This is a genomic window from Bacillus sp. FSL K6-2841, assembly GCF_037976435.1.
GTDB classification, from domain to species: domain Bacteria; phylum Bacillota; class Bacilli; order Bacillales; family Bacillaceae; genus Bacillus; species Bacillus pumilus.
Genome location: NZ_CP150266.1, coordinates 2,536,121 through 2,559,586, shown reverse-complemented (window position 1 = coordinate 2,559,586; position 23,466 = coordinate 2,536,121). Strand labels below are relative to the sequence as shown.

21 protein-coding genes are annotated in these 23,466 nt (G+C 41.8%); 20 read left to right on the top strand and 1 reads right to left on the bottom strand.

The window, feature by feature from the left end; all coding sequences use genetic code 11:
• Positions 1-237 precede the first annotated feature (237 nt).
• From accD to MHH68_RS12995, 5 genes are all read left to right on the top strand, one after another.
• Positions 238-1,113, top strand: a complete 876-nt coding sequence (accD, locus tag MHH68_RS13015; RefSeq protein WP_012010866.1) for an acetyl-CoA carboxylase, carboxyltransferase subunit beta — start codon at positions 238-240, stop codon at positions 1,111-1,113.
• Positions 1,098-2,075 carry an acetyl-CoA carboxylase carboxyl transferase subunit alpha gene (gene accA / locus MHH68_RS13010; RefSeq protein ID WP_061409067.1) on the top strand — a complete coding sequence of 326 codons (978 nt, stop codon included), beginning with the start codon at positions 1,098-1,100 and terminating at the stop codon, positions 2,073-2,075. Before accD ends, accA begins: the two co-directional genes overlap by 16 nt.
• A 341-nt stretch (positions 2,076-2,416) precedes the next feature.
• Complete coding sequence (pfkA, locus tag MHH68_RS13005; protein WP_058015138.1) at positions 2,417-3,376, top strand: 6-phosphofructokinase; 960 nt, start codon at positions 2,417-2,419, stop codon at positions 3,374-3,376.
• Positions 3,377-3,403: 27 nt separating this feature from the next.
• Entirely contained in the window at positions 3,404-5,164 is a 1,761-nt protein-coding gene (gene pyk, locus MHH68_RS13000; protein ID WP_058015089.1) for a pyruvate kinase, read from the top strand.
• 102 nt (positions 5,165-5,266) lie between these two features.
• Entirely contained in the window at positions 5,267-5,656 is a 390-nt protein-coding gene (locus MHH68_RS12995) for an FxsA family protein (protein WP_061409064.1), read from the top strand.
• A gap of 25 nt (positions 5,657-5,681) precedes the next feature.
• Here the strand turns inward: MHH68_RS12995 and ytvI are convergent, their stop codons facing one another.
• Entirely contained in the window at positions 5,682-6,800 is a 1,119-nt protein-coding gene (gene ytvI / locus MHH68_RS12990) for a sporulation integral membrane protein YtvI (protein ID WP_058015091.1), read from the bottom strand.
• A 100-nt stretch (positions 6,801-6,900) separates the two neighbouring features.
• On the opposite strand from ytvI, the gene MHH68_RS12985 reads away from it, so the two are divergent.
• The 15 genes from MHH68_RS12985 (at position 6,901) to MHH68_RS12915 (ending at position 23,457) form a co-directional block, all read left to right on the top strand.
• Positions 6,901-7,365 (top strand): DUF441 domain-containing protein, encoded by a 465-nt coding sequence (locus MHH68_RS12985; RefSeq protein WP_034320955.1) that lies wholly within the window; start codon positions 6,901-6,903, stop codon positions 7,363-7,365.
• 375 nt (positions 7,366-7,740) lie between these two features.
• Positions 7,741-8,859: a citrate synthase gene (gene citZ / locus MHH68_RS12980; protein WP_058015092.1), complete on the top strand. Its 1,119-nt coding sequence runs from the start codon at positions 7,741-7,743 to the stop codon at positions 8,857-8,859.
• A 148-nt stretch (positions 8,860-9,007) separates the two neighbouring features.
• Positions 9,008-10,279: an NADP-dependent isocitrate dehydrogenase gene (icd, locus tag MHH68_RS12975; RefSeq protein ID WP_012010859.1), complete on the top strand. Its 1,272-nt coding sequence runs from the start codon at positions 9,008-9,010 to the stop codon at positions 10,277-10,279.
• Between the two features lie 34 nt (positions 10,280-10,313).
• Positions 10,314-11,252, top strand: a complete 939-nt coding sequence (gene mdh / locus MHH68_RS12970; protein WP_007501693.1) for a malate dehydrogenase — start codon at positions 10,314-10,316, stop codon at positions 11,250-11,252.
• A gap of 185 nt (positions 11,253-11,437) precedes the next feature.
• Positions 11,438-12,166, top strand: a complete 729-nt coding sequence (locus tag MHH68_RS12965; protein ID WP_339163438.1) for a response regulator transcription factor — start codon at positions 11,438-11,440, stop codon at positions 12,164-12,166.
• Positions 12,159-13,895, top strand: a complete 1,737-nt coding sequence (locus MHH68_RS12960) for an ATP-binding protein (protein WP_339163437.1) — start codon at positions 12,159-12,161, stop codon at positions 13,893-13,895. The genes MHH68_RS12965 and MHH68_RS12960 overlap by 8 nt, the downstream gene beginning before the upstream one ends.
• Before the next feature lie 260 nt (positions 13,896-14,155).
• Positions 14,156-16,795 carry a DNA polymerase I gene (polA, locus tag MHH68_RS12955; RefSeq protein ID WP_268496751.1) on the top strand — a complete coding sequence of 880 codons (2,640 nt, stop codon included), beginning with the start codon at positions 14,156-14,158 and terminating at the stop codon, positions 16,793-16,795.
• Positions 16,796-16,823: 28 nt separating this feature from the next.
• On the top strand, positions 16,824-17,657 hold the full coding sequence (mutM, locus tag MHH68_RS12950) for a DNA-formamidopyrimidine glycosylase (protein ID WP_268496752.1): 834 nt from the start codon (positions 16,824-16,826) through the stop codon (positions 17,655-17,657).
• Between the two features lie 174 nt (positions 17,658-17,831).
• Positions 17,832-18,464, top strand: a complete 633-nt coding sequence (gene ytaF, locus MHH68_RS12945) for a sporulation membrane protein YtaF (protein WP_058015096.1) — start codon at positions 17,832-17,834, stop codon at positions 18,462-18,464.
• A gap of 14 nt (positions 18,465-18,478) precedes the next feature.
• Positions 18,479-19,084 (top strand): dephospho-CoA kinase, encoded by a 606-nt coding sequence (gene coaE / locus MHH68_RS12940; protein WP_058015097.1) that lies wholly within the window; start codon positions 18,479-18,481, stop codon positions 19,082-19,084.
• A 172-nt stretch (positions 19,085-19,256) separates the two neighbouring features.
• Positions 19,257-20,279, top strand: coding sequence for a glyceraldehyde-3-phosphate dehydrogenase (locus tag MHH68_RS12935; protein ID WP_061409055.1), 1,023 nt, complete (start codon positions 19,257-19,259; stop codon positions 20,277-20,279).
• Between the two features lie 234 nt (positions 20,280-20,513).
• Positions 20,514-20,894 carry an adenosylmethionine decarboxylase gene (gene speD / locus MHH68_RS12930; protein ID WP_003216492.1) on the top strand — a complete coding sequence of 127 codons (381 nt, stop codon included), beginning with the start codon at positions 20,514-20,516 and terminating at the stop codon, positions 20,892-20,894.
• A gap of 186 nt (positions 20,895-21,080) precedes the next feature.
• Positions 21,081-21,467, top strand: coding sequence for a hypothetical protein (locus tag MHH68_RS12925; protein ID WP_061409053.1), 387 nt, complete (start codon positions 21,081-21,083; stop codon positions 21,465-21,467).
• A gap of 4 nt (positions 21,468-21,471) precedes the next feature.
• A complete protein-coding gene (gene nrdR / locus MHH68_RS12920) occupies positions 21,472-21,930 on the top strand; it encodes a transcriptional regulator NrdR (RefSeq protein WP_003216720.1) in 459 nt (152 codons plus the stop codon).
• Between the two features lie 102 nt (positions 21,931-22,032).
• Entirely contained in the window at positions 22,033-23,457 is a 1,425-nt protein-coding gene (locus MHH68_RS12915) for a replication initiation and membrane attachment family protein (protein WP_058015101.1), read from the top strand.
• Positions 23,458-23,466 lie beyond the last annotated feature (9 nt).

The window sequence follows — 23,466 nt, the reverse complement described above, 5'->3', positions numbered from 1 at the left end:
GCGAAAATTTTTTCATCCGGAATGATATTTTTTTGTAGACGTTCACAATTCACCTATATCAACTGCTCAGCGCCCCAAACACATACTCATTTCTCATCAATTCCCCACTGAAAAAATTGAATGAAGGATGACAGCGTTTGACAAAAAAAGTACAATAGTTTCGGTACAGTTATGACATGTCCTATAATAGTGGATGTGCGTGTAAAGAAAAAACCCTTCAAAAAGGGAGGTAGTCATTTGTCAATCAAAAATATTTTCAGTAAAAAGAAAAAATATGCATCTGTACCCTCTGAACAGGCAAGTCAAGATGTGCCTGAAGGCATCATGACCAAATGTCCGCAATGTAAAAAAATAATGCTCACCAAAGAACTAGATAAAAATTTACGTGTTTGCATGAATTGCGGCAGACATTTGCAAATGAATGCAAAACAGCGTATTGACAGCCTTGTTGACGAAGGCACATTTGAAGAATTTAACGGGCACCTGATCTCAGAAAACCCGCTCGGATTCCCAGGCTACGAAGAAAAGCTTGAGAAAGACAGAGAAAAAACATCTTTGAATGAAGCCATTGTCACAGGTCAAGGTGAAATTGAAGGCAAGCGTGCTGTGATCGCTGTCATGGATGCCACATTCCGTATGGGCAGCATGGGCTCGGTTGTTGGTGAAAAGATCACACTTGCGATCGAGAAAGCAAAAGCGGACAAGGTGCCATTTATCATCTTTACTGCATCAGGCGGAGCGAGAATGCAAGAGGGGATCCTCAGTCTTATGCAGATGGCAAAAACAAGCTCAGCATTAAAACTGTTCAGCGAGGACCAAGGTTTGATTATCTCTGTGATGACGAACCCAACAACTGGCGGTGTATCAGCTAGCTTCGCGTCTCTTGGTGATTACAACTTTGCAGAACCGGGTGCTTTAATTGGGTTTGCAGGTCGTAGAATCATAGAACAAACAATTCGTGAAGACCTGCCAGAGGACTTCCAAACGGCTGAATTTTTGTTAAAGCATGGACAGCTGGATGCTGTCATTCATCGTGCAGAGATGAAAGAAACACTAGGCCGAATCTTAGCGTTACACAGCACAGGAGGTGAACGAGAGTGGCTGGAGAACTAGAATTTGAAAAACCTGTCATTGAACTTCGAGCGAAAATTGATGAACTGAAAAAGTTCACACAAAACTCAGAAATGGATTTAAGTGCAGAAATTGAGCGTCTTGAAACACGTCTGAGCAAACTTGAAGCAGACATTTATACAAATTTAAAGCCATGGGACAGAGTACAGATTGCTCGTCATGCGATGCGTCCAACAACTCTCGATTACATTCAAGAGCTGTTTGACAACTTTTTCGAGTGTCACGGTGACCGTTTTTATGGCGATGATGAAGCGATCGTTGGAGGAATTGCCACGTTTAAAGGGCTTCCTGTCACGGTGATTGGCCACCAGCGCGGTAAAGATACAAAAGAAAACTTGCGCCGTAATTTCGGAATGCCTCATCCAGAAGGCTACCGTAAAGCGCTGCGCTTGATGAAACAAGCAGATAAATTTAATCGTCCGATCATTTGCTTTATTGATACAAAAGGAGCTTATCCTGGTAAAGCAGCTGAAGAACGCGGGCAAAGTGAAGCAATTGCGAAAAACCTATTCGAAATGGCAGGACTTCGTGTACCGGTTGTCTGTATTGTCATTGGAGAAGGCGGAAGTGGCGGCGCACTAGGCTTAGGCGTAGGAAACCACCTATACATGCTAGAGAATTCAACGTATTCAGTTATTTCACCTGAAGGTGCAGCAGCACTGCTCTGGAAGGACTCATCACTTGCGAAAAAAGCTGCAGAATCAATGAAAATTACGGCTCCAGACCTAAAAGAATTAGATATTATAGATGATGTTATTAAAGAAGTGCAAGGTGGAGCACACCGAGACGTGAAACAACAAGCAGCCTACATTGAAAAAATATTAAAACAGTCACTAACATCTTTGCTCAATCTAACACCTGAAGAACTAGTCGAACAAAGATATCAAAAATACAAAGCAATCGGGAAAGTATCGGTTGAAAATCAATATATTGGGGTAAACTAAATAAACGTACAGCCTTTTTGGCTGGCGTTTATTTTTTTTCATCTTTTTTCATGAAAACCTTCCTCGTGTAAGCGCTATTTGAAAATAATTTTCATTTGTTTTCATAAAATTTGAAACGTCTGAAAACCTTGATATGGTAGGCTTTAGAGGGGATGATCTTCCTCGTTTTTGAAAGAATTGCTTTCATACTTTCTTAACTTTTGTTTAAAAACGGTTTATTTAATTGTATAATAAGTACGGTTTTAGAAATACAAATTGAAAACATCCTGTTTTGCTCATGATTGTTTTCAAGCAGTGGAAATGGTATGTTTAATTCATATATGGTCTCTGAGGTGAAAAAGATGAAGCGTATAGGAGTTTTAACGAGCGGTGGGGATTCCCCAGGAATGAATGCAGCTGTGCGCGCAGTTGTAAGGAAAGCGATTTACCATAATGTTGAAGTTTACGGTATTTATAATGGATATTCAGGTCTAATTAACGGTAAAATTGAGAAACTTGAAATAGGTTCAGTTGGCGATATTATTCATCGTGGAGGAACAAAACTTTACACGGCAAGATGCCCTGAATTCAAGACAGTTGAAGGTCGTGAAAAAGGCATTGAAAACTTAAAAAAATTCGGTATTGAAGGACTTGTTGTGATCGGCGGAGACGGTTCATTCATGGGAGCAAAGAAATTAACTGAGCTTGGTTTTCCATGTGTAGGTGTCCCGGGTACAATCGACAACGATATTCCAGGTACTGATTTCACTATTGGCTTTGATACAGCACTGAATACAGTCATTGACGCCATTGATAAAATTCGTGATACAGCCACATCTCATGAACGTACATACGTAGTGGAAGTAATGGGAAGACATGCTGGTGATATTGCTCTTTGGTCAGGTCTTGCAGGCGGAGCCGAATCTATTTTGATTCCAGAAGCAGACTATGACATGGATGAAATTATCGCGAGGTTAAGAAGAGGGCACGAGCGCGGCAAGAAGCACAGTATCATCATCGTCGCAGAAGGCGTAGGCAGCGGTGTTGAATTTGGTAAGCGGATTGAAGAGGAGACAAGCCTTGAAACCCGTGTATCTGTCTTAGGACATATTCAGCGCGGAGGTTCTCCAAGTGCGTTTGACCGAGTACTCGCAAGCCGTTTAGGAGCATATGCAGTAGAACTTCTTCTTGAAGGAAAAGGCGGACGCTGTGTGGGTATTCAAAGCAACGACCTCGTTCACCACGATATTTTAGATATCTTAGATAAAAAACATACAGTCGATCAAAACATGTACCGACTTTCACAAGAGCTCTCTATATAAAACGAGAAGACCTTAGGAGGAACAGTAATGAGAAAGACAAAAATCGTTTGTACAATCGGTCCAGCAAGTGAAACCATTGAAAAGCTGACTGAATTGATTGAAGCAGGAATGAATGTAGCCAGACTAAACTTCTCTCATGGAGATTTTGAAGAGCATGGTGCACGCATTGAAAACATTCGTAAAGCAGGTAAAACATTAGGCAAGGACATTGCGATCCTTCTTGATACAAAAGGTCCAGAGATCCGTACACGTACAGTCGAAAACGGCTCAATTGAGCTAGTCGCTGGTGCAGATCTTATCGTAAGTATGGAAGACATTGTTGGAAATACGGAAAAAATTAGTGTGACATATGAAGATTTGATTCATGATGTAGAAGTGGGTTCAACAATCCTTTTAGATGATGGTCTTATTGGTTTAGAAGTCAAAGAACTGAACATGGACCGTAAAGAAATCGTCACAAAGGTCATGAATACAGGCACGCTCAAAAACAAAAAAGGTGTTAACGTACCAGGTGTAAGTGTGAACCTGCCAGGTATTACAGAAAAGGATGCCAATGATATTCTGTTCGGAGTTGAACAAGGCGTCGATTTCATCGCAGCTTCTTTTGTGAGACGAGCTTCTGATGTTCTTGAAATTCGTGAGCTTCTCGAAAAGAATAACGCGGCTGACATTCAAATCATCCCTAAGATTGAAAACCAAGAGGGTGTTGATAACATCGATGAAATCCTTGAGGTATCAGACGGTTTGATGGTTGCGCGTGGAGATCTTGGTGTAGAGATCCCGGCAGAAGAAGTACCGCTTGTACAAAAAATGCTGATCAAAAAATGCAATCGCTTAGGCAAACCAGTCATCACAGCGACCCAGATGCTTGACAGCATGCAGCGTAATCCTCGTCCAACTCGTGCGGAAGCAAGTGACGTGGCAAATGCCATTTTTGATGGCACAGATGCGATTATGCTTTCTGGTGAAACAGCAGCAGGAACGTATCCAGTGGAAGCTGTACAAACGATGCATAACATTGCATCACGCTCAGAAGATGCACTCAACTATAAAGCCATTCTTTCTCGCAGAAGCGAAGAAGTAGAAGTCAGCATTACAGATGCCATCGGTCAATCTGTTGCGCATACAGCGATGAAGCTTGACGTTGCAGCGATTGTGACACCTACAGAAAGCGGTCATACAGCGAGAATGATTTCAAAATATAGACCAAAAGCACCAATCGTAGCGGTCACAGCAAACGAATCAGTTGCAAGAAAGCTATCTCTTGTATTCGGTGTATTTGCAAAGAGCGGATCAAAAACGACGTCTACTGATGAAATGCTTGAGAATGCAGTCGAGAAATCGATTGAAACAGGCTACGTGAGACACGGCGATTTAATCGTCATTACAGCTGGTGTGCCAGTTGGTGAAACAGGTACAACAAACTTAATGAAAGTCTATGTTGTCGGTGACATCATTGCGAAAGGTCAAGGAATTGGCCGTAAATCTGCATTTGGACCGGTTGTTATTGCACAAAGCGGAAAAGAAGCAGATGAAAAAATGTACGATGGTGCGATTCTTGTCGCAAACTGTACAGACCGTGATATGATGGGTGCTTTAGAGAAAGCATCAGCCCTGATCACTGAAGAAGGCGGCTTAACAAGCCATGCAGCAGTCGTTGGACTCAGCCTTGGCATTCCAGTAATTGTAGGTCTTGATGGTGCAACAACATTGCTAAAAGAAGGCGAAGAGATTACAGTAGATCCGGCACGCGGAGCGATCTACAAAGGCCGTGCAAGCGTCCTTTAAATCATACACACGAGGGGAGTTGTCTGACTCCTCTCTTTTTTTATGTTACACTAAAAAAGTAAAACAGCTTTCGGGTGAAAGATACCCCATGAGGTGATATGGTTGAAAAAATATTTGCTACTATTATTGATTCTGTTCCCTGCAGTGGAAATCAGTTTATTTTTAATATCAAGTAAAATCATTGGCATTTTGCCAACGATGCTGATGATCGTACTCACGAGTGCACTAGGTGCTTATTTTGCAAGAAAACAAGGAATCGAAGCATTTCAAAAAGTGCAAAGAGATTTACAATATGGCAAAATGCCAGGGGTAACGATTGTCGATGGTTTTTGCATTCTTATCGGTGGTCTGCTCCTGCTCATTCCCGGCTTCTTATCAGATATCATCGGTGCGCTGCTGCTCATTCCGATGACGAGAAAGCAAATCAAGCCGCTCTTTGAACGTTGGCTCAGGAACATGTCTAATCGCAGTCGCTATACGATTATTCGCTAAAGAGACCTTGAACTGAAGGTCTCTTTTACTTTTGCATGCCGTACCGAATGTATTGATAGATATCTCTGAAAACACCTGCATTACGAAATGCTTGCCACACGACAAGGGAAGCAGGGCCAATGACGAGTCCGAGGAAACCGAGCCATTTTAACCCGACAAATAGCGCCACAAGTGTGGCTAAAGGATTAAGACCAATGGATTTGCTCAAGACTTTTGGCTCTGAAATTTGTCTTTGAATGAGCACGACAATATACAAAATGCCGAGCCCGATGGCGAGGGAAAGGTTTCCTGTCATGGCAGAGTAAATGATCCATGGCAGAAAAACAGTGCCGCTCCCGATATAAGGAAGTAAATCGACAAACCCAATACATAAAGCAATGACAAGGGCGTGCTCGACTTTTAAGATGATCAGACCAATGATGACAAGGCCGATGGTCATTGCAACAAGCAAAAGCTGCGCCTTCATAAAACCGGTAATGGCTTTTTTGATTTCAGATAAAATGGCTCGTGTATGCTGCATCCATTTTGCGGGAAAGATACGAGAACCATATTTTTTTAATGTAAACCAATCTTTCGTGATAAAAAAAGTTGCTAGTGCAGAAAACAAAAGGGTTGCGGCTGCATCAGGCAAAAGACCTAAAAAAGCTGGGATGAGCTCGAGTGTTTTTGAAAGAAAAGTCCCTATTTTGGCGGCAGCTTCATCGCCCAGTGCTTGGATTTGTCCCAAAATCGATTCCTTTTGCCCTGCTTGAAGCGTATTAAATTGGGCGGTTACATCATGGTACAAAGGCAGGATTTTATCAGTAAAAAACCGTTCAACAATCCCAATCATTTGATCAAGGTGACCAGGCAGAACCTTTGCCAAATAAGCACTTCCTGAAATGATTTCTGCTACTAAGAGTGTGATGAAACCGGCGGCTACTAATAAAAAGAGCAGTAATACAATGATTACAACAAATCCTCTTGGCATTCCGGTGATCTCTTCTATTTTGCATACGGCAGGGTGGATGAGGCAGGATACAATAAGTGCAATCCAAAAAGGATATAGAAAAGGAAAAGAGTGATATAAAAAGACAACCGCAAATACAGCAATGCTGATCATCATCAAACTTCGTAGAAAAATGGCCATATAGGTGTGATTCACACAATCCCCTCCAAAAAACAAGCATGTCCGATACTTCATTTTATTCAAAAAGATTAGTAATATGAAAAGGTCGCAATAAAAAGAAAGGAAGGGGCGGCGTATGTTTACTCAAGCAAATTTATTTTTGGTTCTTTTACTCGTTATTGCACTTATTGCAAAAAACAATTCATTAATTTTAGCGGTTTCTGTGCTCATTGGGATTAAGCTGATTGGTTTGGATCAAAAAATTTTCCCAGTTCTCCAATCAAAAGGCATCAATTGGGGGGTCACCGTTATTACAATTGCTGTGCTTGTCCCTATTGCAACAGGTGATATTGGATTTAAGCAGCTTGGAGAAGCCGTGAAATCTTCTTACGCTTGGATTGCACTTGGAGCGGGTATATTAGTAGCATTAATTGCAAAAAACGGTATTGTGCTACTCGAAAATGATCCGCATATCACGGCAGCGCTTGTGTTCGGGACGATTTTGGCAGTCAGCTTATTTAAAGGTGTAGCTGTCGGTCCGCTGATCGGAGCAGGAATTGCTTATTTAGCGATGCAGGCTGTGAAATTTTTCAGCGGTTGAAAAGAGAGTGGTTCATGCCACTTTCTTTTTTATTTTTTTCTTGTGTGAGCTTTTGCAAAAAAACATAATTAAATATAATAAAAGAAGCAAAATCCCTTTATTCCATGCCTTATATGGAAGACTGGAAAAAAAAATATCAAAAAAAATTATAGTTAAACATTTAACAAATGTCTGATTATTGTTTATAATGGGAATAGGCTTAATTTTGAACTCATTGATCACACAAGAGATATGAGGCTAAAAGCGCTCTAACCGTATAGGTAAATGTAAGCATTTTCTTTTCTGAACCTGCCGTCTTATTCGGATTGGATAGCGCTTTCAAAAAGCGAGAATTCTGCAACGAAGGGGAATCTTTTTAAAAAGGGGAGATTGAACATGACAGCAACAAGAGGTCTTGAAGGTATTGTGGCAACAACTTCATCCGTAAGCTCAATTATTGATGATACTCTTACTTATGTAGGGTACAATATCGATGATTTAACTGAAAAAGCTACATTCGAAGAAATTGTCTACCTGTTATGGCACTTAAAGCTGCCGAATGAGCAAGAGCTGAGTGAGTTAAAACAGCAGCTCAACGAAAATGCTCACATTCCGCAAGAAATCATTGAGCACTTTAAATCGTATTCGCTGGATGGGGTTCATCCAATGTCTGCGATTCGTACAGCGGTATCCTTACTAGGATTACTTGATAACGAATCAGAGATTATGGACAAAGAAGCGAATTACAGAAAAGCCATTCGCTTACAGGCGAAAATTTCTGGACTAGTCGCTGCATTTTCACGTATTCGTAAGGGACTTGAGCCTGTACAGCCAAAAGAAGAATACAGCTATGCTGCAAACTTCTTGTATATGCTAAATGGCGAAGAGCCGTCACCAGTAGAAATTGAGGCAATTGATAAGGCACTCATTCTACATGCGGATCACGAATTAAATGCATCGACATTTACAGCACGTGTATGTGTTGCTACACTATCAGATATCTACTCTGGTGTAACAGCGGCTATCGGTGCGCTGAAAGGACCACTTCATGGCGGAGCCAACGAAGGCGTGATGAAGATGCTTTCAGAAATTGGTGAAGTTGAAAACGTAGATTCCTATATTCATGGTAAGCTAGAGAAGAAAGAAAAAATTATGGGCTTTGGCCACCGCGTATACCGTCAAGGTGACCCGCGTGCAAAGCATCTAAAAGAAATGAGCCAGCGTTTAACAAACCTGACTGGCGAACCGAAATGGTATGAAATGTCTGTTCGCGCAGAGGAAATCGTGACATCAGAGAAAAATCTTCCACCAAATGTTGATTTTTATTCTGCATCTGTATATCACAGTCTTGGGATTGATCATGACTTGTTTACACCAATTTTCGTGATCAGCCGATTCTCTGGATGGATTGCTCACATTCTAGAGCAGTATGACAACAACCGTCTCATCCGTCCAAGAGCTGACTATATTGGACCTGATCTTCAAACGTTTGTTCCGATCAGTGAAAGAGACTAATGTTTATAGAATAAGCAGGGGCTGATCTCGGGAAGGCCAATCAGCCTCTATATCAACAAAAAACGAATCACGTGAAAAACTTCTTCGCTTGCAGACATCAAGCCAAGAAGTTTCAAATATTCACTACATAACCTGGGAGGTAATATCATTGTCACAAGGCGAAAAAATTACAGTTACTGGCGGCGTATTGAATGTACCAAATAATCCAATCATCCCGTTTATCGAAGGGGACGGAATCGGTCCTGACATTTGGAAAGCAGCATCAAGAGTACTTGAAGCAGCTGTAGAAAAAGCATATAAAGGAGAAAAGCAAATCACTTGGAAAGAAGTATATGCCGGTGAGAAAGCTTACAATAAAACTGGAGAATGGCTTCCTGAGCAAACACTTGAAGACATTCGTGAATACTTAATCGCGATCAAAGGACCACTGACAACACCAATCGGCGGAGGAATCCGTTCATTAAACGTGGCACTTAGACAAGAGCTTGATCTATTCACATGCTTACGTCCAGTTCGCTGGTTCAAAGGCGTACCGTCTCCTGTGAAACGTCCAGAAGACACAGATATGGTCATCTTCCGTGAGAATACAGAAGATATCTATGCTGGCATTGAGTATGCAAAAGGATCAGACGAAGTGAAGAAGTTAATTGACTTCTTGAAAAACGAATTAGGTGTTAACAAAATCCGTTTCCCAGAAACATCAGGTATCGGAATCAAGCCAGTTTCTGAAGAAGGAACTTCTCGCCTTGTCAGAGCGGCTATCCAATATGCAATTGACCAAGGCCGTAAGTCTGTGACGCTTGTTCACAAAGGAAACATCATGAAATTTACAGAAGGTGCCTTCAAAAACTGGGGCTACGAAGTGGCTGAAAAAGAGTTTGGCGACAAGGTCTTTACATGGGCACAATATGATCGTATTGTAGAACAAGATGGAAAAGATGCGGCAAACAAAGCGCAAAGTGAAGCAGAAGCTGCTGGCAAAATTATTGTCAAAGACAGCATTGCAGATATTTTCCTTCAACAAATCCTAACTCGTCCAGCTGAGTTCGATGTTGTTGCAACAATGAACTTAAACGGAGATTACATCTCTGATGCTCTTGCAGCACAAGTTGGTGGAATTGGTATCGCACCAGGTGCGAACATCAACTACGAAACAGGACACGCTATTTTTGAAGCGACTCACGGAACAGCACCTAAATATGCTGGTCTTGATAAAGTGAACCCATCTTCTGTTCTTCTATCAGGCGTGCTTTTACTTGAGCACCTAGGCTGGCAGGAAGCAGCTGATCTAGTGATTCAATCTGTTGAAAATACAATTGCATCAAAAGTCGTCACTTACGATTTTGCTAGATTAATGGATGGCGCAACAGAAGTGAAATGTTCTGAGTTTGCTGACGAGCTCATCAAAAACTTGTCTTGATTCTTAAACTTTAAAGTTAAAGGGGAAAAAGGAAATGGCAAACAAGCGTAAAAAAGTATCTGTTATCGGAGCGGGCTTTACTGGAGCAACTACAGCATTTCTAACGGCTCAAAAAGAATTAGCGGACGTCGTATTAGTCGATATCCCGCAGCTTGAGAACCCAACAAAAGGGAAAGCACTTGATATGCTGGAAGCAAGTCCTGTTCAAGGCTTCGATGCAAACATTACAGGAACTTCTAACTACGAAGATACAGCCGGTTCTGATGTCGTGGTCATTACGGCGGGAATTGCAAGAAAGCCGGGAATGAGCCGTGACGATCTCGTGTCAACAAATGAAAAAATCATGCGCAGCGTGACACGCGAAATCGTTAAATATTCTCCAGAAGCCATCATTGTTGTATTAACAAACCCTGTTGATGCAATGACGTATGCAGTTTATAAAGAATCAGGATTACCAAAAGAAAAAGTCATTGGACAATCGGGCATTCTTGATACAGCACGTTTCCGTACGTTCGTAGCTCAAGAATTAAACCTATCTGTTAAAGACGTGACGGGCTTTGTGCTTGGCGGACATGGCGATGACATGGTTCCTCTTGTTCGTTACTCTTATGCAGGCGGTATCCCGCTTGAAACATTGATTCCTAAAGAGCGAATTGATGCAATTGTTGAAAGAACAAGAAAAGGCGGCGGCGAAATCGTCAACCTATTAGGTAACGGTAGTGCATATTATGCTCCTGCTGCTTCACTAGTCGAAATGGTTGAGGCGATCCTTAAAGATCAGCGACGCGTCATGCCAACGATTGCTTACCTTGAAGGTGAATATGGCTACGAAGGCATTTACCTAGGTGTACCAACAATCGTAGGTGGAAATGGCCTTGAGCAGATCATCGAGCTTGAGCTGACAGAAGAAGAAAGAAGTCAGCTTGACCGTTCTGTTGAATCTGTTAAGAATGTCATGAAAGTATTGTCTTAGTATGAATAAAAAAGAAGGCTTCTCTGATGAGGAGTCTTCTTTTTGTTTACAAAACAAATCTTGTCGAAATTTTAAATTGTTCTCTTGTTAAGCTTTCGTTAAAATGAAAGAGAAAGCATGACTTCTCGCTTTTCACATAAGATACAAAAAAGGATGCAGGGGAAATCACTAATTGGAGGCACAACATGAATAAAAAAATATTAGTTGTGGATGATGAAGAATCGATTGTAACACTTCTAAGCTATAACCTTGAAAGAGCGGGCTATGATGTCGTCACAGCAAGAGACGGGGAAGAAGCGCTTGAAAAAGCAGCAAGTGAACAACCTGATCTCATTGTATTAGATTTAATGCTTCCGAAGATGGACGGCATTGAAGTGTGCAAACAACTGAGAATGCAAAAAATGATGTTCCCTATTTTAATGCTGACAGCAAAGGACGATGAATTTGATAAGGTGCTAGGTCTTGAGCTTGGGGCCGATGATTACATGACAAAGCCATTCAGTCCTAGAGAAGTAGGTGCTCGGGTAAAAGCCATCTTGAGAAGAGCACAGCAATCTCAGCCTGCCCCCACACAAGAGGAGAAGGAAGAGATGATTGCAGATCAAATCAAAATTGGTGAACTGCGTATTTTACCAGAACACTACGAGGTCTATTTCCAGGAAGAACGTCTAGAGCTGACGCCAAAAGAATTTGAACTGCTGCTTTATTTGGCGAAGCATAAAGGACGTGTCCTCACGCGTGATTTATTGCTAAGTGCCGTTTGGAATTATGACTTTGCAGGTGACACTCGTATTGTGGATGTTCATATTAGCCACTTGCGGGACAAAATTGAAAAGAACACGAAAAAACCAACATACATTAAAACGATTCGCGGCTTAGGCTACAAATTGGAGGAGCCAAAGCCAAATGAGTAAAATTAGAACCCGTCTGTTTTCGGGACTCATTTTTCTCCTTTTTATTGTGTTTGTGGCACTTGGTCTTTTTTTGGATCACATGTTCCATGTTTTCTATGAAACAAAATTAACGGAACGAATGGAAAAGGAATCGAGCTTTCTCCTGTCTTCTATGAATGGTGATGATCTAAAGGCGAAGCAAAACAAAGAGGTCCTCAACCAGGCAAAGCAGCATTTTGATATGAATGCGTCGATTGTGGATTTAAAGGGGAATATCATACATACAACGGGTCAAGCAGAACAAAAGGCCATCATTCAAAACACACTGAACAATGAACGTCTCCAAACAAAAGGGATCGTTATTGACGATGAGAAAGATGCGCTGTTCCATTATGCTGTCCCGATCTTAAAACAAAACGAACCGGCGGGTTATTTATTTCTCCATGCGTCATACGAGCCTTTAAATGAAATTGACGGCCAGCTTTGGCTTGCCTTAGCCTTTTGTCTTGGCTCGGCGATCATCATCATTGTTTTCTTCGGGTACCGCATGTCGATGAAATATGTGAAACCAATTGATTATGCGACAAAGGTAGCCAAACAGCTAGAACGCGGGAACTATGATACGAATAATTACGAAGAGCTGATGATTGAAACAAGTGAACTGAATACTTCCATGAAGCGTTTGGCGGGAAGTCTTCAAGAAATGACAAGTGCCGGTGAAATGCAGAGAGACCGGCTGCAAACGGTCATTGAAAATATTGGAGCGGGGATTATATTGATTGATAAGATGGGGTATATCCACCTCGTCAATCGAACCTTCCGCAAGCAGTTTAAGGTACAAAAGCACATTTACATGCACAAGCTGTATCACGAAGCGTTTACCCATGAAGAGATTATCGAATTAATTGACGAAATTTTCATGACAGAAACGAAGGTGCGGAAGTTTTTACGTCTAGCCGTTGACATTGAACGCCGCTACTTCCAAGTGGATGGTGTACCCATTTTAAGTGCAGACGATGAATGGAAAGGAATTGTCCTCGTGTTTCATGACGTGACAGAAACGAAGCAGCTGGAGCAGATGCGAAAAGACTTTGTCGCCAATGTGTCTCATGAGTTAAAAACACCGATTACGTCGATTAAAGGATTTTCTGAAACCCTTCTTGATGGCGCAATTGATGACAAAGAAGCACTGACAGAATTCCTTTCTATTATTTTAAAGGAGAGTGTCCGTCTAGAAACATTGATTCAAGACTTACTTGATCTTTCTAAAATTGAGCAGCAGCAATTCAAGCTGAATATTCAAGAAGCCAATGCGACAGAAATCATCCAAGAGATTCAAGTGCTGTTAAGTCAAAAGGCTACAGAAAAAGGCATTCAACTACATGTACGTGTCCCAAAAGAACCGGTCTATGTCATGGCAGATCCGCTAAGGTTAAAGCAAATCTTCCTCAATCTCGTTAATAATGCCCTTACCTATACACCAGAGGGAGGTAGTGTCACCATCACAGCAAGACCGCGAAAAGGTGCCTATGAATTTGATGTAGCAGATACAGGAATCGGCATGAAGAAAAGTGAGATTCCAAGAATATTTGAGAGATTTTATCGAATTGATAAAGATAGAAGCAGGAATTCAGGCGGTACAGGTCTTGGCCTTGCCATTGTCAAACACCTTGTGGAGGCGCATGAAGGAACAATTTCTGTCCGCAGCAAACAAGGTAAAGGAACGACTTTTACAGTGAGCCTGAAATAGACATAGAGAAAAAAGGAAAGTCACGTTAAAATTTACATGATCTTTACAATGAATTCATGTTTTGTTAAACATTCATTGATAGGATGAATAGGAACCCCTTCATCCAAGGAGCCAATTTTGGAAGGACGAAAACACTTGTTGTTTTCGTCCCTTTTTTATGCAGGCTCGACTATTTTCTTTTCAAAATAAACTTTGATAAAATGAAGATACAATGTGTGAAAGAGACGGCTGAGATGGCTCAGCCGATGGAGGATTAAAACATGACAGACAAAAAGAAATTAGTGTTAGTGGATGGAAACAGTCTCGCATATCGAGCCTTTTTTGCTTTGCCGCTATTATCAAATGATAAAGGCGTACATACAAATGCTATTTATGGGTTTGCGATGATCTTAATGAAAATGCTGGAGGACGAGAAGCCAACTCATATGCTCGTCGCATTTGATGCGGGAAAAACAACATTCCGCCATGAGACATTTAAAGAATATAAAGGCGGAAGACAAAAAACCCCGCCAGAGCTATCAGAACAAATGCCGTTCATCCGTGAACTATTAGATGCCTATCAGGTGAAAAGGTACGAGCTTCCTCAATATGAGGCAGATGATATTATCGGTACATTGGCTGTCGAGGCAGAAAAAGACGGCTTTGAAGTCAAAATCTTCTCAGGAGATAAAGACTTAACACAGCTCTCAACTGATCATACGACAGTGGCTATTACGAAAAAAGGCATCACAGAAGTAGAATACTATACACCTGCTCATATTGAAGAAAAATATGGTCTGCGACCAGATCAAATCATTGATATGAAAGGGCTGATGGGAGATTCATCAGATAATATCCCAGGCGTCCCAGGTGTAGGCGAAAAAACAGCCATTAAATTGTTAAAGCAGTTTGAAACAGTCGAGAACCTGCTTGAACATATTGATGAAGTGAGCGGGAAAAAGCTCAAAGAAAAGCTTGAAGAATATAAAGAGCAAGCAGTCATGAGTAAAGAGCTGGCAACCATTCTCGTAGAAGCACCTATCGATGTGTCGAGCAAAGATCTCGCCTACGAAGGTCCACACATGGATCAAGTGATTTCTCTTTATAAAGAACTAGGCTTTCAAACGCTGCTAGAGCGTCTAGGAGAAGCACCAGAAACAGATGAACAGGTTGAAGTAGATGCTTTAGAAGTGAAGAAAATGACAGCTGCAGGAGGCGACATGCTGACAGATCATGCAGCCCTTGTGGTAGAACAGCTTGGAGATAATTATCACGAAGCGGATTTGATCGGTTTTGCGATCCATAATGAAAATGGTGCGTTTTTTATGACGAAAGAAGATGCACTTCAATCAGATGCATTTAAAGAATGGGTACAGGATGAAACGAAGAAAAAATGGGTCTTTGATTCAAAAAGAGCAGTTGTCGCTCTCAGATGGCATGATGTAGACCTAAAAGGTGTCGACAATGATGTTCTGCTCGCTTCCTACGTCGTCAACCCGCAGAAATCATACGAAGACGTCGCAAGTGTAGCGAAGGAGTATGGTCTGAATATCGCTCTTTCTGATGAAAAAGTATACGGAAAAGGAGCAAAACAGGCGATTCCACCTGAAGATGAACTGAAAGAACATCTTGGACGAAAGGCAGCGGCGATCTCAGCCTTGCATGATTTAACACTAGAAGCATTAGAAAAAAATGATCAGCATGAACTATATGAAGATTTAGAGCTGCCGCTAGCACTCATCTTAGGTGAAATGGAATCTCTTGGAGTAAAGGTAGATATAAAACGCCTAGAGAAAATGGGTGAGGAATTAACGAAAAAGCTCAAAGAATATGAAGAAACCATTCACCGCTTAGCAGGAGAAACGTTTAACATCAATTCTCCTAAACAGCTTGGTGTCATCCTTTTTGAAAAATTAGGTCTCCCAGTTATTAAGAAGACAAAAACAGGCTACTCGACGTCTGCAGATGTGCTTGAAAAGCTTGAAGATAAGCATGAAATCATTCGGTCCATTCTGCACTACAGACAAATTGGAAAGCTGCAATCGACCTATGTAGAAGGGTTAATGAAAGTTACGCGTAAGGATACCCATAAAGTGCATACAAGATTTAATCAAGCACTCACGCAAACAGGAAGATTAAGCTCAACAGATCCAAATCTTCAAAACATCCCGATTCGTTTAGAAGAAGGACGGAAGATTCGTCAAGCATTCGTTCCTTCAAAAGAAGGCTGGCTCATGTTTGCAGCTGACTATTCACAAATCGAGCTGCGTGTACTTGCTCATATTTCACAAGATGAAAATTTGATCGAAGCATTTACGAGGGACATGGACATTCACACGAAAACAGCGATGGATGTGTTCCATGTCTCAGAAGAAGAAGTGACTTCCGCTATGAGAAGACAAGCCAAGGCAGTAAACTTCGGTATTGTATATGGAATCAGCGACTATGGACTTTCTCAAAACCTTGGGATCACAAGAAAAGAAGCAGCCGCATTTATCGAGCGCTATTTAACAAGCTTTAAAGGCGTGAAAACCTATATGGAAGAAATCGTCCAGGAAGCGAAACAAAAAGGCTACGTCACGACGCTTCTTAAACGCAGACGATATATCCCGGACATCACAAGCCGTAATTTTAATATTAAAAGCTTTGCAGAACGAACAGCCATGAACACACCAATCCAAGGCAGCGCCGCCGATATTATTAAAAAGGCGATGATTGATATGGCGCGAAGGCTCAAAGAAGAAAACCTGCAAACAAATCTTTTATTACAGGTGCACGATGAATTGATCTTCGAAGCGCCAAAAGAAGAAATTGCGATCCTTGAAAAGATTGTTCCTGAAGTCATGGAAAATGCACTTCAGCTTGATGTGCCACTAAAAGTTGATTTTGCTTCAGGTCCATCTTGGTACGATGCGAAATAAATCATAGAGAGAAAAAGGAGCGAGGAGCATGCCGGAATTACCAGAAGTTGAAACCGTCCGGCGCACTCTCAAGCGGTTAGTCGAAGGAAAGACGATTGAAACGGTCGATATCAAATGGCCAAACATCATCAAACGTCCTGGGGAGCCGGAAGAGTTCGCAAGAAGAATGGTAGGAGAAACCATACAAACCATTGAAAGAAGAGGGAAGTTCCTCCTCTTTCATTTAGAACATTATGTGATGGTCTCCCATTTAAGAATGGAAGGGAAATACCGTGTACATGAAGCGCATGAGCCTTATGATAAACACGTACACGTTGTCTTTACGTTTACAGATGGGACGGAGCTTCGGTACCATGATGTGCGTAAATTTGGCACAATGCACTTATTTCAGCCGGGTGAAGAGGAAAAGGAACTCCCGCTATCACAGCTAGGATATGAACCATTTGATAAACAGTTCACTCCTGAGTATTTATGGGAGCAATTGAAAAAAACAACCCGCGTGGTCAAAACAGCGCTGCTTGATCAAAAGATTGTCGTAGGACTTGGTAACATTTACGTAGATGAGGTCCTGTTTAAATCAGGGATTCATCCAGAAACGAAAGCGAATCAGCTCAGCCTGGAATCCTGCAAAGTGCTTCACAAACAGATCATCGATACGCTTCAAGTGGCGGTAGATGCGGGCGGAAGTACGATTCGTTCTTATATCAACTCACAAGGAGATATTGGCACATTTCAGCTGCAGCTTCTTGTGTATGACCGGCGGGGAGAGCCTTGCCAAACATGCGGAAGCATTATTGAGAAAACAGTAGTCGGAGGGCGCGGCACGCACTTTTGTGTGACCTGCCAAAAACGTCCCCAATAAAGCTTAACCATGGGCATGCTTCCTTTTTGCGATGCATACGATAAAAAACATTCATTTTTCAGCAAGGTGTAGACTGACACACAGCCCACCTGCTCTTCATATAGTGGAGAAGAGTCTAAGAACGCCTAGAGACTCTTGATCATCGTTGCATGAACAGAAAGGAAGAGTTCAGGTATGATTTCGATTTCGCTCCTGTTTTTAGCTATTGCAGTCAGCATTGACAGCTTTTCTGTAGGTTTTACGTATGGTCTTCGCAAAATGAGAATCCCATTTAAAGCCATCGTCATTATTGCATGCTGCTCAGGGATTGTGCTGCTCATTTCTATGCTGATTGGCAGCCTGCTGACGACATTTCTCCCTGTCTCAGTGACCGATAAACTGGGGGGAGGCATTTTAATTGCCATTGGTCTTTGGGTCCTGTATCAATTTTATAAACCAGCGAAAGAGCGCGATTTGCTTCTTCATGAAAAGACATTGCTTAATGTGGAAGTCCAATCGCTTGGGCTTGTCATTCACATTTTAAGAAAGCCGACAAGTGCAGATATTGACCGATCTGGGACGATTAATGGAATAGAAGCGTTACTTCTTGGAATTGCTTTATCCATTGATGCATTTGGCGCAGGGATTGGCGCAGCGATTCTAGGCTTTTCTCCCATTGTCATGAGTATCACGGTCGCAGTGATGAGCTCACTTTTTGTATGTATCGGGCTCCGAGCCGGTCATTACTTGGCAAATTGGCGCTGGATCGATAAACTCGCATGTTTACCAGGGCTTCTGCTCATATTAATTGGGGTTTGGAAGCTGTAAAAGGAGGAAATCAATTGACGCTTGTCATTGGATTAACAGGCGGGATTGCTAGCGGAAAAAGCACAGTCTCGCAGATGATAAAAGAGCATGGCATACGGGTTGTGGACGCAGATGTGATTGCAAAAGAAGCGGTCGCCAAAGGAACACCCGCCCTTCATCATATCGTTCAAACCTTTGGTGAGGGTGTCCTCCTCCCAAATGGAGAGCTGGACCGGCAGCAGCTGGGAGCCATTATCTTCTCTAATGAAGAGAAAAGAAAGCAGCTAAATGCAATCGTTCATCCAGAAGTGCGAAAGGAAATGCTCAGGCAGCGTGATGAAGGAATCGACAGCCAAGAAACATTTGTTGTCCTGGATATCCCGCTTTTATTTGAGAGTCAGCTGGAAAGTCTTGTCGATCGGATTATTGTGGTATATACAACACCAGAATTACAGCTATCACGACTCATGAATCGAAACGACCTTAGTGCGGAAGAAGCACTGAATCGGATTCACTCTCAGCACCCTCTTGAGGAAAAATGTAAGAAAGCAGACCGGGTGATTGAAAATACACAAGATCTCGCTTTTATCAGAAAGCAATTACAGAACATATTAAATGAATGGGAACATACAGATAAGTAAGAGTACATACACGTACTCTTCTTTTTTTATGCTTTATTCTGATTTCCTTTGAAAAGAACAGCCCTTTTTAGAAAATATACGTTTATATACTGGCAATTACATTCTAATGTGATATACTAATTTCATAAATAAATTTATTGAGTATAACACATAATAGAGGAGTGACCTGTTCATGAAGGTAAAAGCAGCGATCAATGGATTTGGCAGAATTGGACGCATGGTCTTCAGAAAAGCAATGCTTGATGATCAAATTCAAATTGTAGCGGTGAACGCAAGCTATCCTGCCGAAACGCTAGCACATTTAATTAAATATGACACAAATCATGGACGTTACGAATGCGATGTGACAGCAGAAGATGACGCCCTGATTGTAAATGGGAAAAGAGTTCTTTTGCTCAATAACAGAGACCCAAAGCAGCTTCCGTGGGGAGAGCTTGGGATTGATATCGTCATAGAAGCAACAGGAAAATTCAATTCAAAAGATCAAGCGATGGGCCATATAGATGCCGGAGCGAAAAAGGTCGTACTTACAGCTCCAGGTAAAAATGAAGACGTTACAATAGTAATGGGTGTCAATGAGGATGATCTTGATCCTGAAAAGCACGTCGTTATTTCAAACGCATCTTGTACAACAAACTGTTTAGCACCAGTTGTCAAATTGTTAGATGATGAATTCGGCATCGACAACGGTTTAATGACAACGGTTCATGCGTATACAAATGATCAAAAAAATATCGATAACCCGCATAAGGATTTGCGCCGGGCAAGAGCATGTGCCCAGTCCATTATTCCAACTACGACGGGTGCCGCTAAAGCGCTTTCTTTAGTGCTGCCGCACATGAAAGGGAAATTGCATGGACTTGCACTGCGCGTGCCAGTCTCCAACGTATCGATGGTTGATCTTGTCGTTGACTTGAAAAAAGATGTCACAGCAGAAGAAGTCAATGCAGCCTTCTCAAATGCATCAAAAACTTCTCTATCCGGTATTTTAGATTACACGGATGAGCCGCTTGTTTCTACAGACTTTAATACGAACCCTTATTCAGCTGTCGTAGATGGACTGACAACGATGGTGATGGGGGATAGAAAAGTAAAAGTTCTTGCATGGTATGACAATGAATGGGGTTATTCATGCAGAGTGGTGGATCTTGTGAAGTTTGTCGGATCGCAGATGAAAGAGCTTTCTGCTGTTTGAAATGAAGAAGACGAACGTCCCTTTTCAAGAAATGAGAGAAAATCCCATTGAAAACACAGCTTGCAAAATGGGTCTAAACAAAGTATACTATTTTTCGTGAACTTCTTGTTCGCAGACTCATTCGGGTATACTTAAAGGGTTAGGACCTCTTTGGACTAACTTTCCCCCGTGGTATATGTCCGGTCCGGCTGCTTAGAACTTCACTCTTTCATTCTTGTTTAAGGGGGGTCCATGATGGAAACAATCGGACGTCACGTTATCTCCGAGTTATGGGGATGCGACTGTGATAAACTGAACGACATGGATTTTATTGAAAAAACGTTTGTAAATGCAGCTTTGAAATCAGGAGCTGAAGTAAGAGAGGTTGCTTTTCACAAATTTGCACCTCAAGGAGTAAGTGGAGTTGTCATTATTTCTGAATCTCATCTGACAATTCACAGCTTTCCTGAACATGGTTATGCGAGCATAGATGTTTATACTTGCGGCGACCTAGATCCGAATATTGCAGCAGATCATATCGGAGATGAATTAGGCGCTGAAACAAGAGAAAACATTGAAATTCCTCGAGGCATGGGACCTGTACAAGTGAAACAGGCACAAGCCAAAGCACTGTAAACATAAAAAAAGATCGCAATGGGAGCTGGCCAAAAGCATTGAAATGCCTTTGTGTTATGCTCCTTTTTATATTTGTTTGATAGAGAAAATCCAACATTCCCCAACTTGCCTATACTTTTGTTCTAGGAAAACAAAGGTTTTTTTTATAAAATAAAGAAGAGGTATTATGGCAAAGGGGATACGTATATGACTTTAGGGCAAAAGTTCAAACGGTTCATGTCAAACCATACAGAAACATCTGACGAGCATCCACTATCAGAACTGAAAAGCCATTACTACAAATCGACGAATGCGCAAGTTTTTCAAGCGCTGGAAGCCATGCTTTCCGGGCACGCTTCCTATCAAGTGACATCTGTTTCAGCAGAACGAGGTGAAATCAGCGCCAACATCACAATGCCGAAAAAAGCCTTTCTCGTAGCGACTGTCATTTCAATTCGTCCTTTTGAAACAGCTGTCGATTTTAATGTGACAACAGAAACAGCACTGCCAACAGATTTTGGCTATAGTGAGAAAACGGTTTTTTCCCTTTATGATGAACTAGACAAACAACTTCCAAGAATAGATCGGAGCTGATGAAATGAAATGTCCCACATGTCAGCACCTTGGTACAAGGGTGCTTGATTCAAGACCAGTAGATGAAGGGAAATCCATCCGTCGTAGAAGAGAGTGCGAAAGCTGCCAATATCGCTTTACGACGTTTGAGAAATTAGAAGAATTACCACTGATTGTGGTGAAAAAAGAAGGAATTCGTGAAGAGTTCAGCCGCGAAAAGATGCTGAGAGGACTCATTAAAGCGTGTGAAAAGCGTCCAGTTGCTTTAAAGCAGCTGGAGGATGTCTGCTTTAATATCGAAAAAGAACTGCGTAATCAAGGTATGTCAGAAGTGAAAAGTGAGCTTGTAGGTGAAATGGTGATGGACGAGCTGGCAAAAATTGATGAAGTGTCTTACGTCAGGTTTGCCTCCGTTTACCGGCAGTTTAAAGATATCAATGTCTTTATTGATGAATTAAAAGATTTATTAAAGAAAGAACGCTAAAAAAGAGCTGAAGATTCTTCACGCTCTTTTTCCTGCGTAAAGCGTAAAACGTAAAAAGGGTGTACAATAGAAACAATTGCAATTCATGGGGAGGATCAGCATATGACAGAGCATTGGAAGGAAGTGCTAGCCGTCGATCCGTATGTCGTCAAAAGCGCTTCATTGCTCGGTGACATCGATAGACAGCTCATCACTCTTTTATATCAGCCGCTTATAGGCATGTCCGCTTTCAGCTTATATATGACGCTGTGGGGAGAGCTGGAACAAAATCGTATGTGGGGGAAACCCGCACCTCATCGGCAGCTCATGGTCATGCTGCAAACGAATTTGAATGATATTTTTGAGGAACGTTTAAAGCTTGAAGCGATTGGTTTACTGCGCACATATGAACAGGAAACGGAAGAAGGCAGACTGTTTACATATGAGCTTGTACCGCCGCTAAGACCAGATGAGTTTTTCCAAGATGGTATGCTGAATGTCCTGCTGTACCATCGTGTAGAGAAAGCGAAATATATGCAGCTTCGTGATTATTTCTCTTATCCTGGTGTTCCAGCAGAGGCAAGGAACATCTCGCGGTCGTTTGAAGAAGTCTTTCACGTATTGCAGCCAGGTGAACGCAGGATGACAGAAGAAATCAATCAGGCGTCATCACTTGATCAAGGCTATGAATATGTGACCGTTGGATCGAGTCAGCCTGCTCCGCTCTCAGACGATTCCTTTGATTTCGATCTATTGTTAGCAGGCATGTCTGATATGATGATTCCAAGAAAGGCTTTGACTAAGCAGGTGAAAGAAACCATTAAGAAGTTAGCGGTTGTATACGGCATCACCCCGCTTCAAATGCAAAATATTGTAGCAGGTGCCTGCGGTTCTGATCAAATGATCTCAACAGAAGAACTGAGAAAAGCAGCAAGAGACTGGTACCAAATTGAATACAGAGGCGAGCAGCCAAAACTCATTGATCAAAAACAGCCGAGACACTTGCGTCAAGATGCTTCAAAAGCGCCGGTATTAGATACGCCAGATGCAAAATTGATTGAAAAGCTTGATCATATTTCGCCTAGGGAGCTGCTAAAAGATATGGCTGACGGCATTGAGCCAACATATGCCGACTTAAGAATTGTCGAAGATATTATGCTTGAGCAGCAGCTGGAGCCAGGTGTCATGAACGTTTTGATCTACTATACATTACTGAAAACAGATATGAAGCTGTCGAAAACATATATGCAAAAAATTGCCGCTCATTGGGTGAGAAAGAAAATTAAAACCGTAGCGGCTGCCATGAAAATTGCCAAAGAAGAGAACAGGCAAATGACAGAGTGGGCGCAGCAGAAAAAGCAGCGCAGCACGTACGGATCAGGGAAAGTTGTCCGTGAAGAGAAGCTTCCTGACTGGATGAAAGAAACTGAAACGAAAGAACAGCCGGCAAAAGAACAAACAGACAGCCTATCGACAGAAGACCTCGAACGAGAAAAAGAAAAACTGTTAGATCAGTTTAAAAATATGAAAAAGTACAATGCACATTAAGATGAGGTG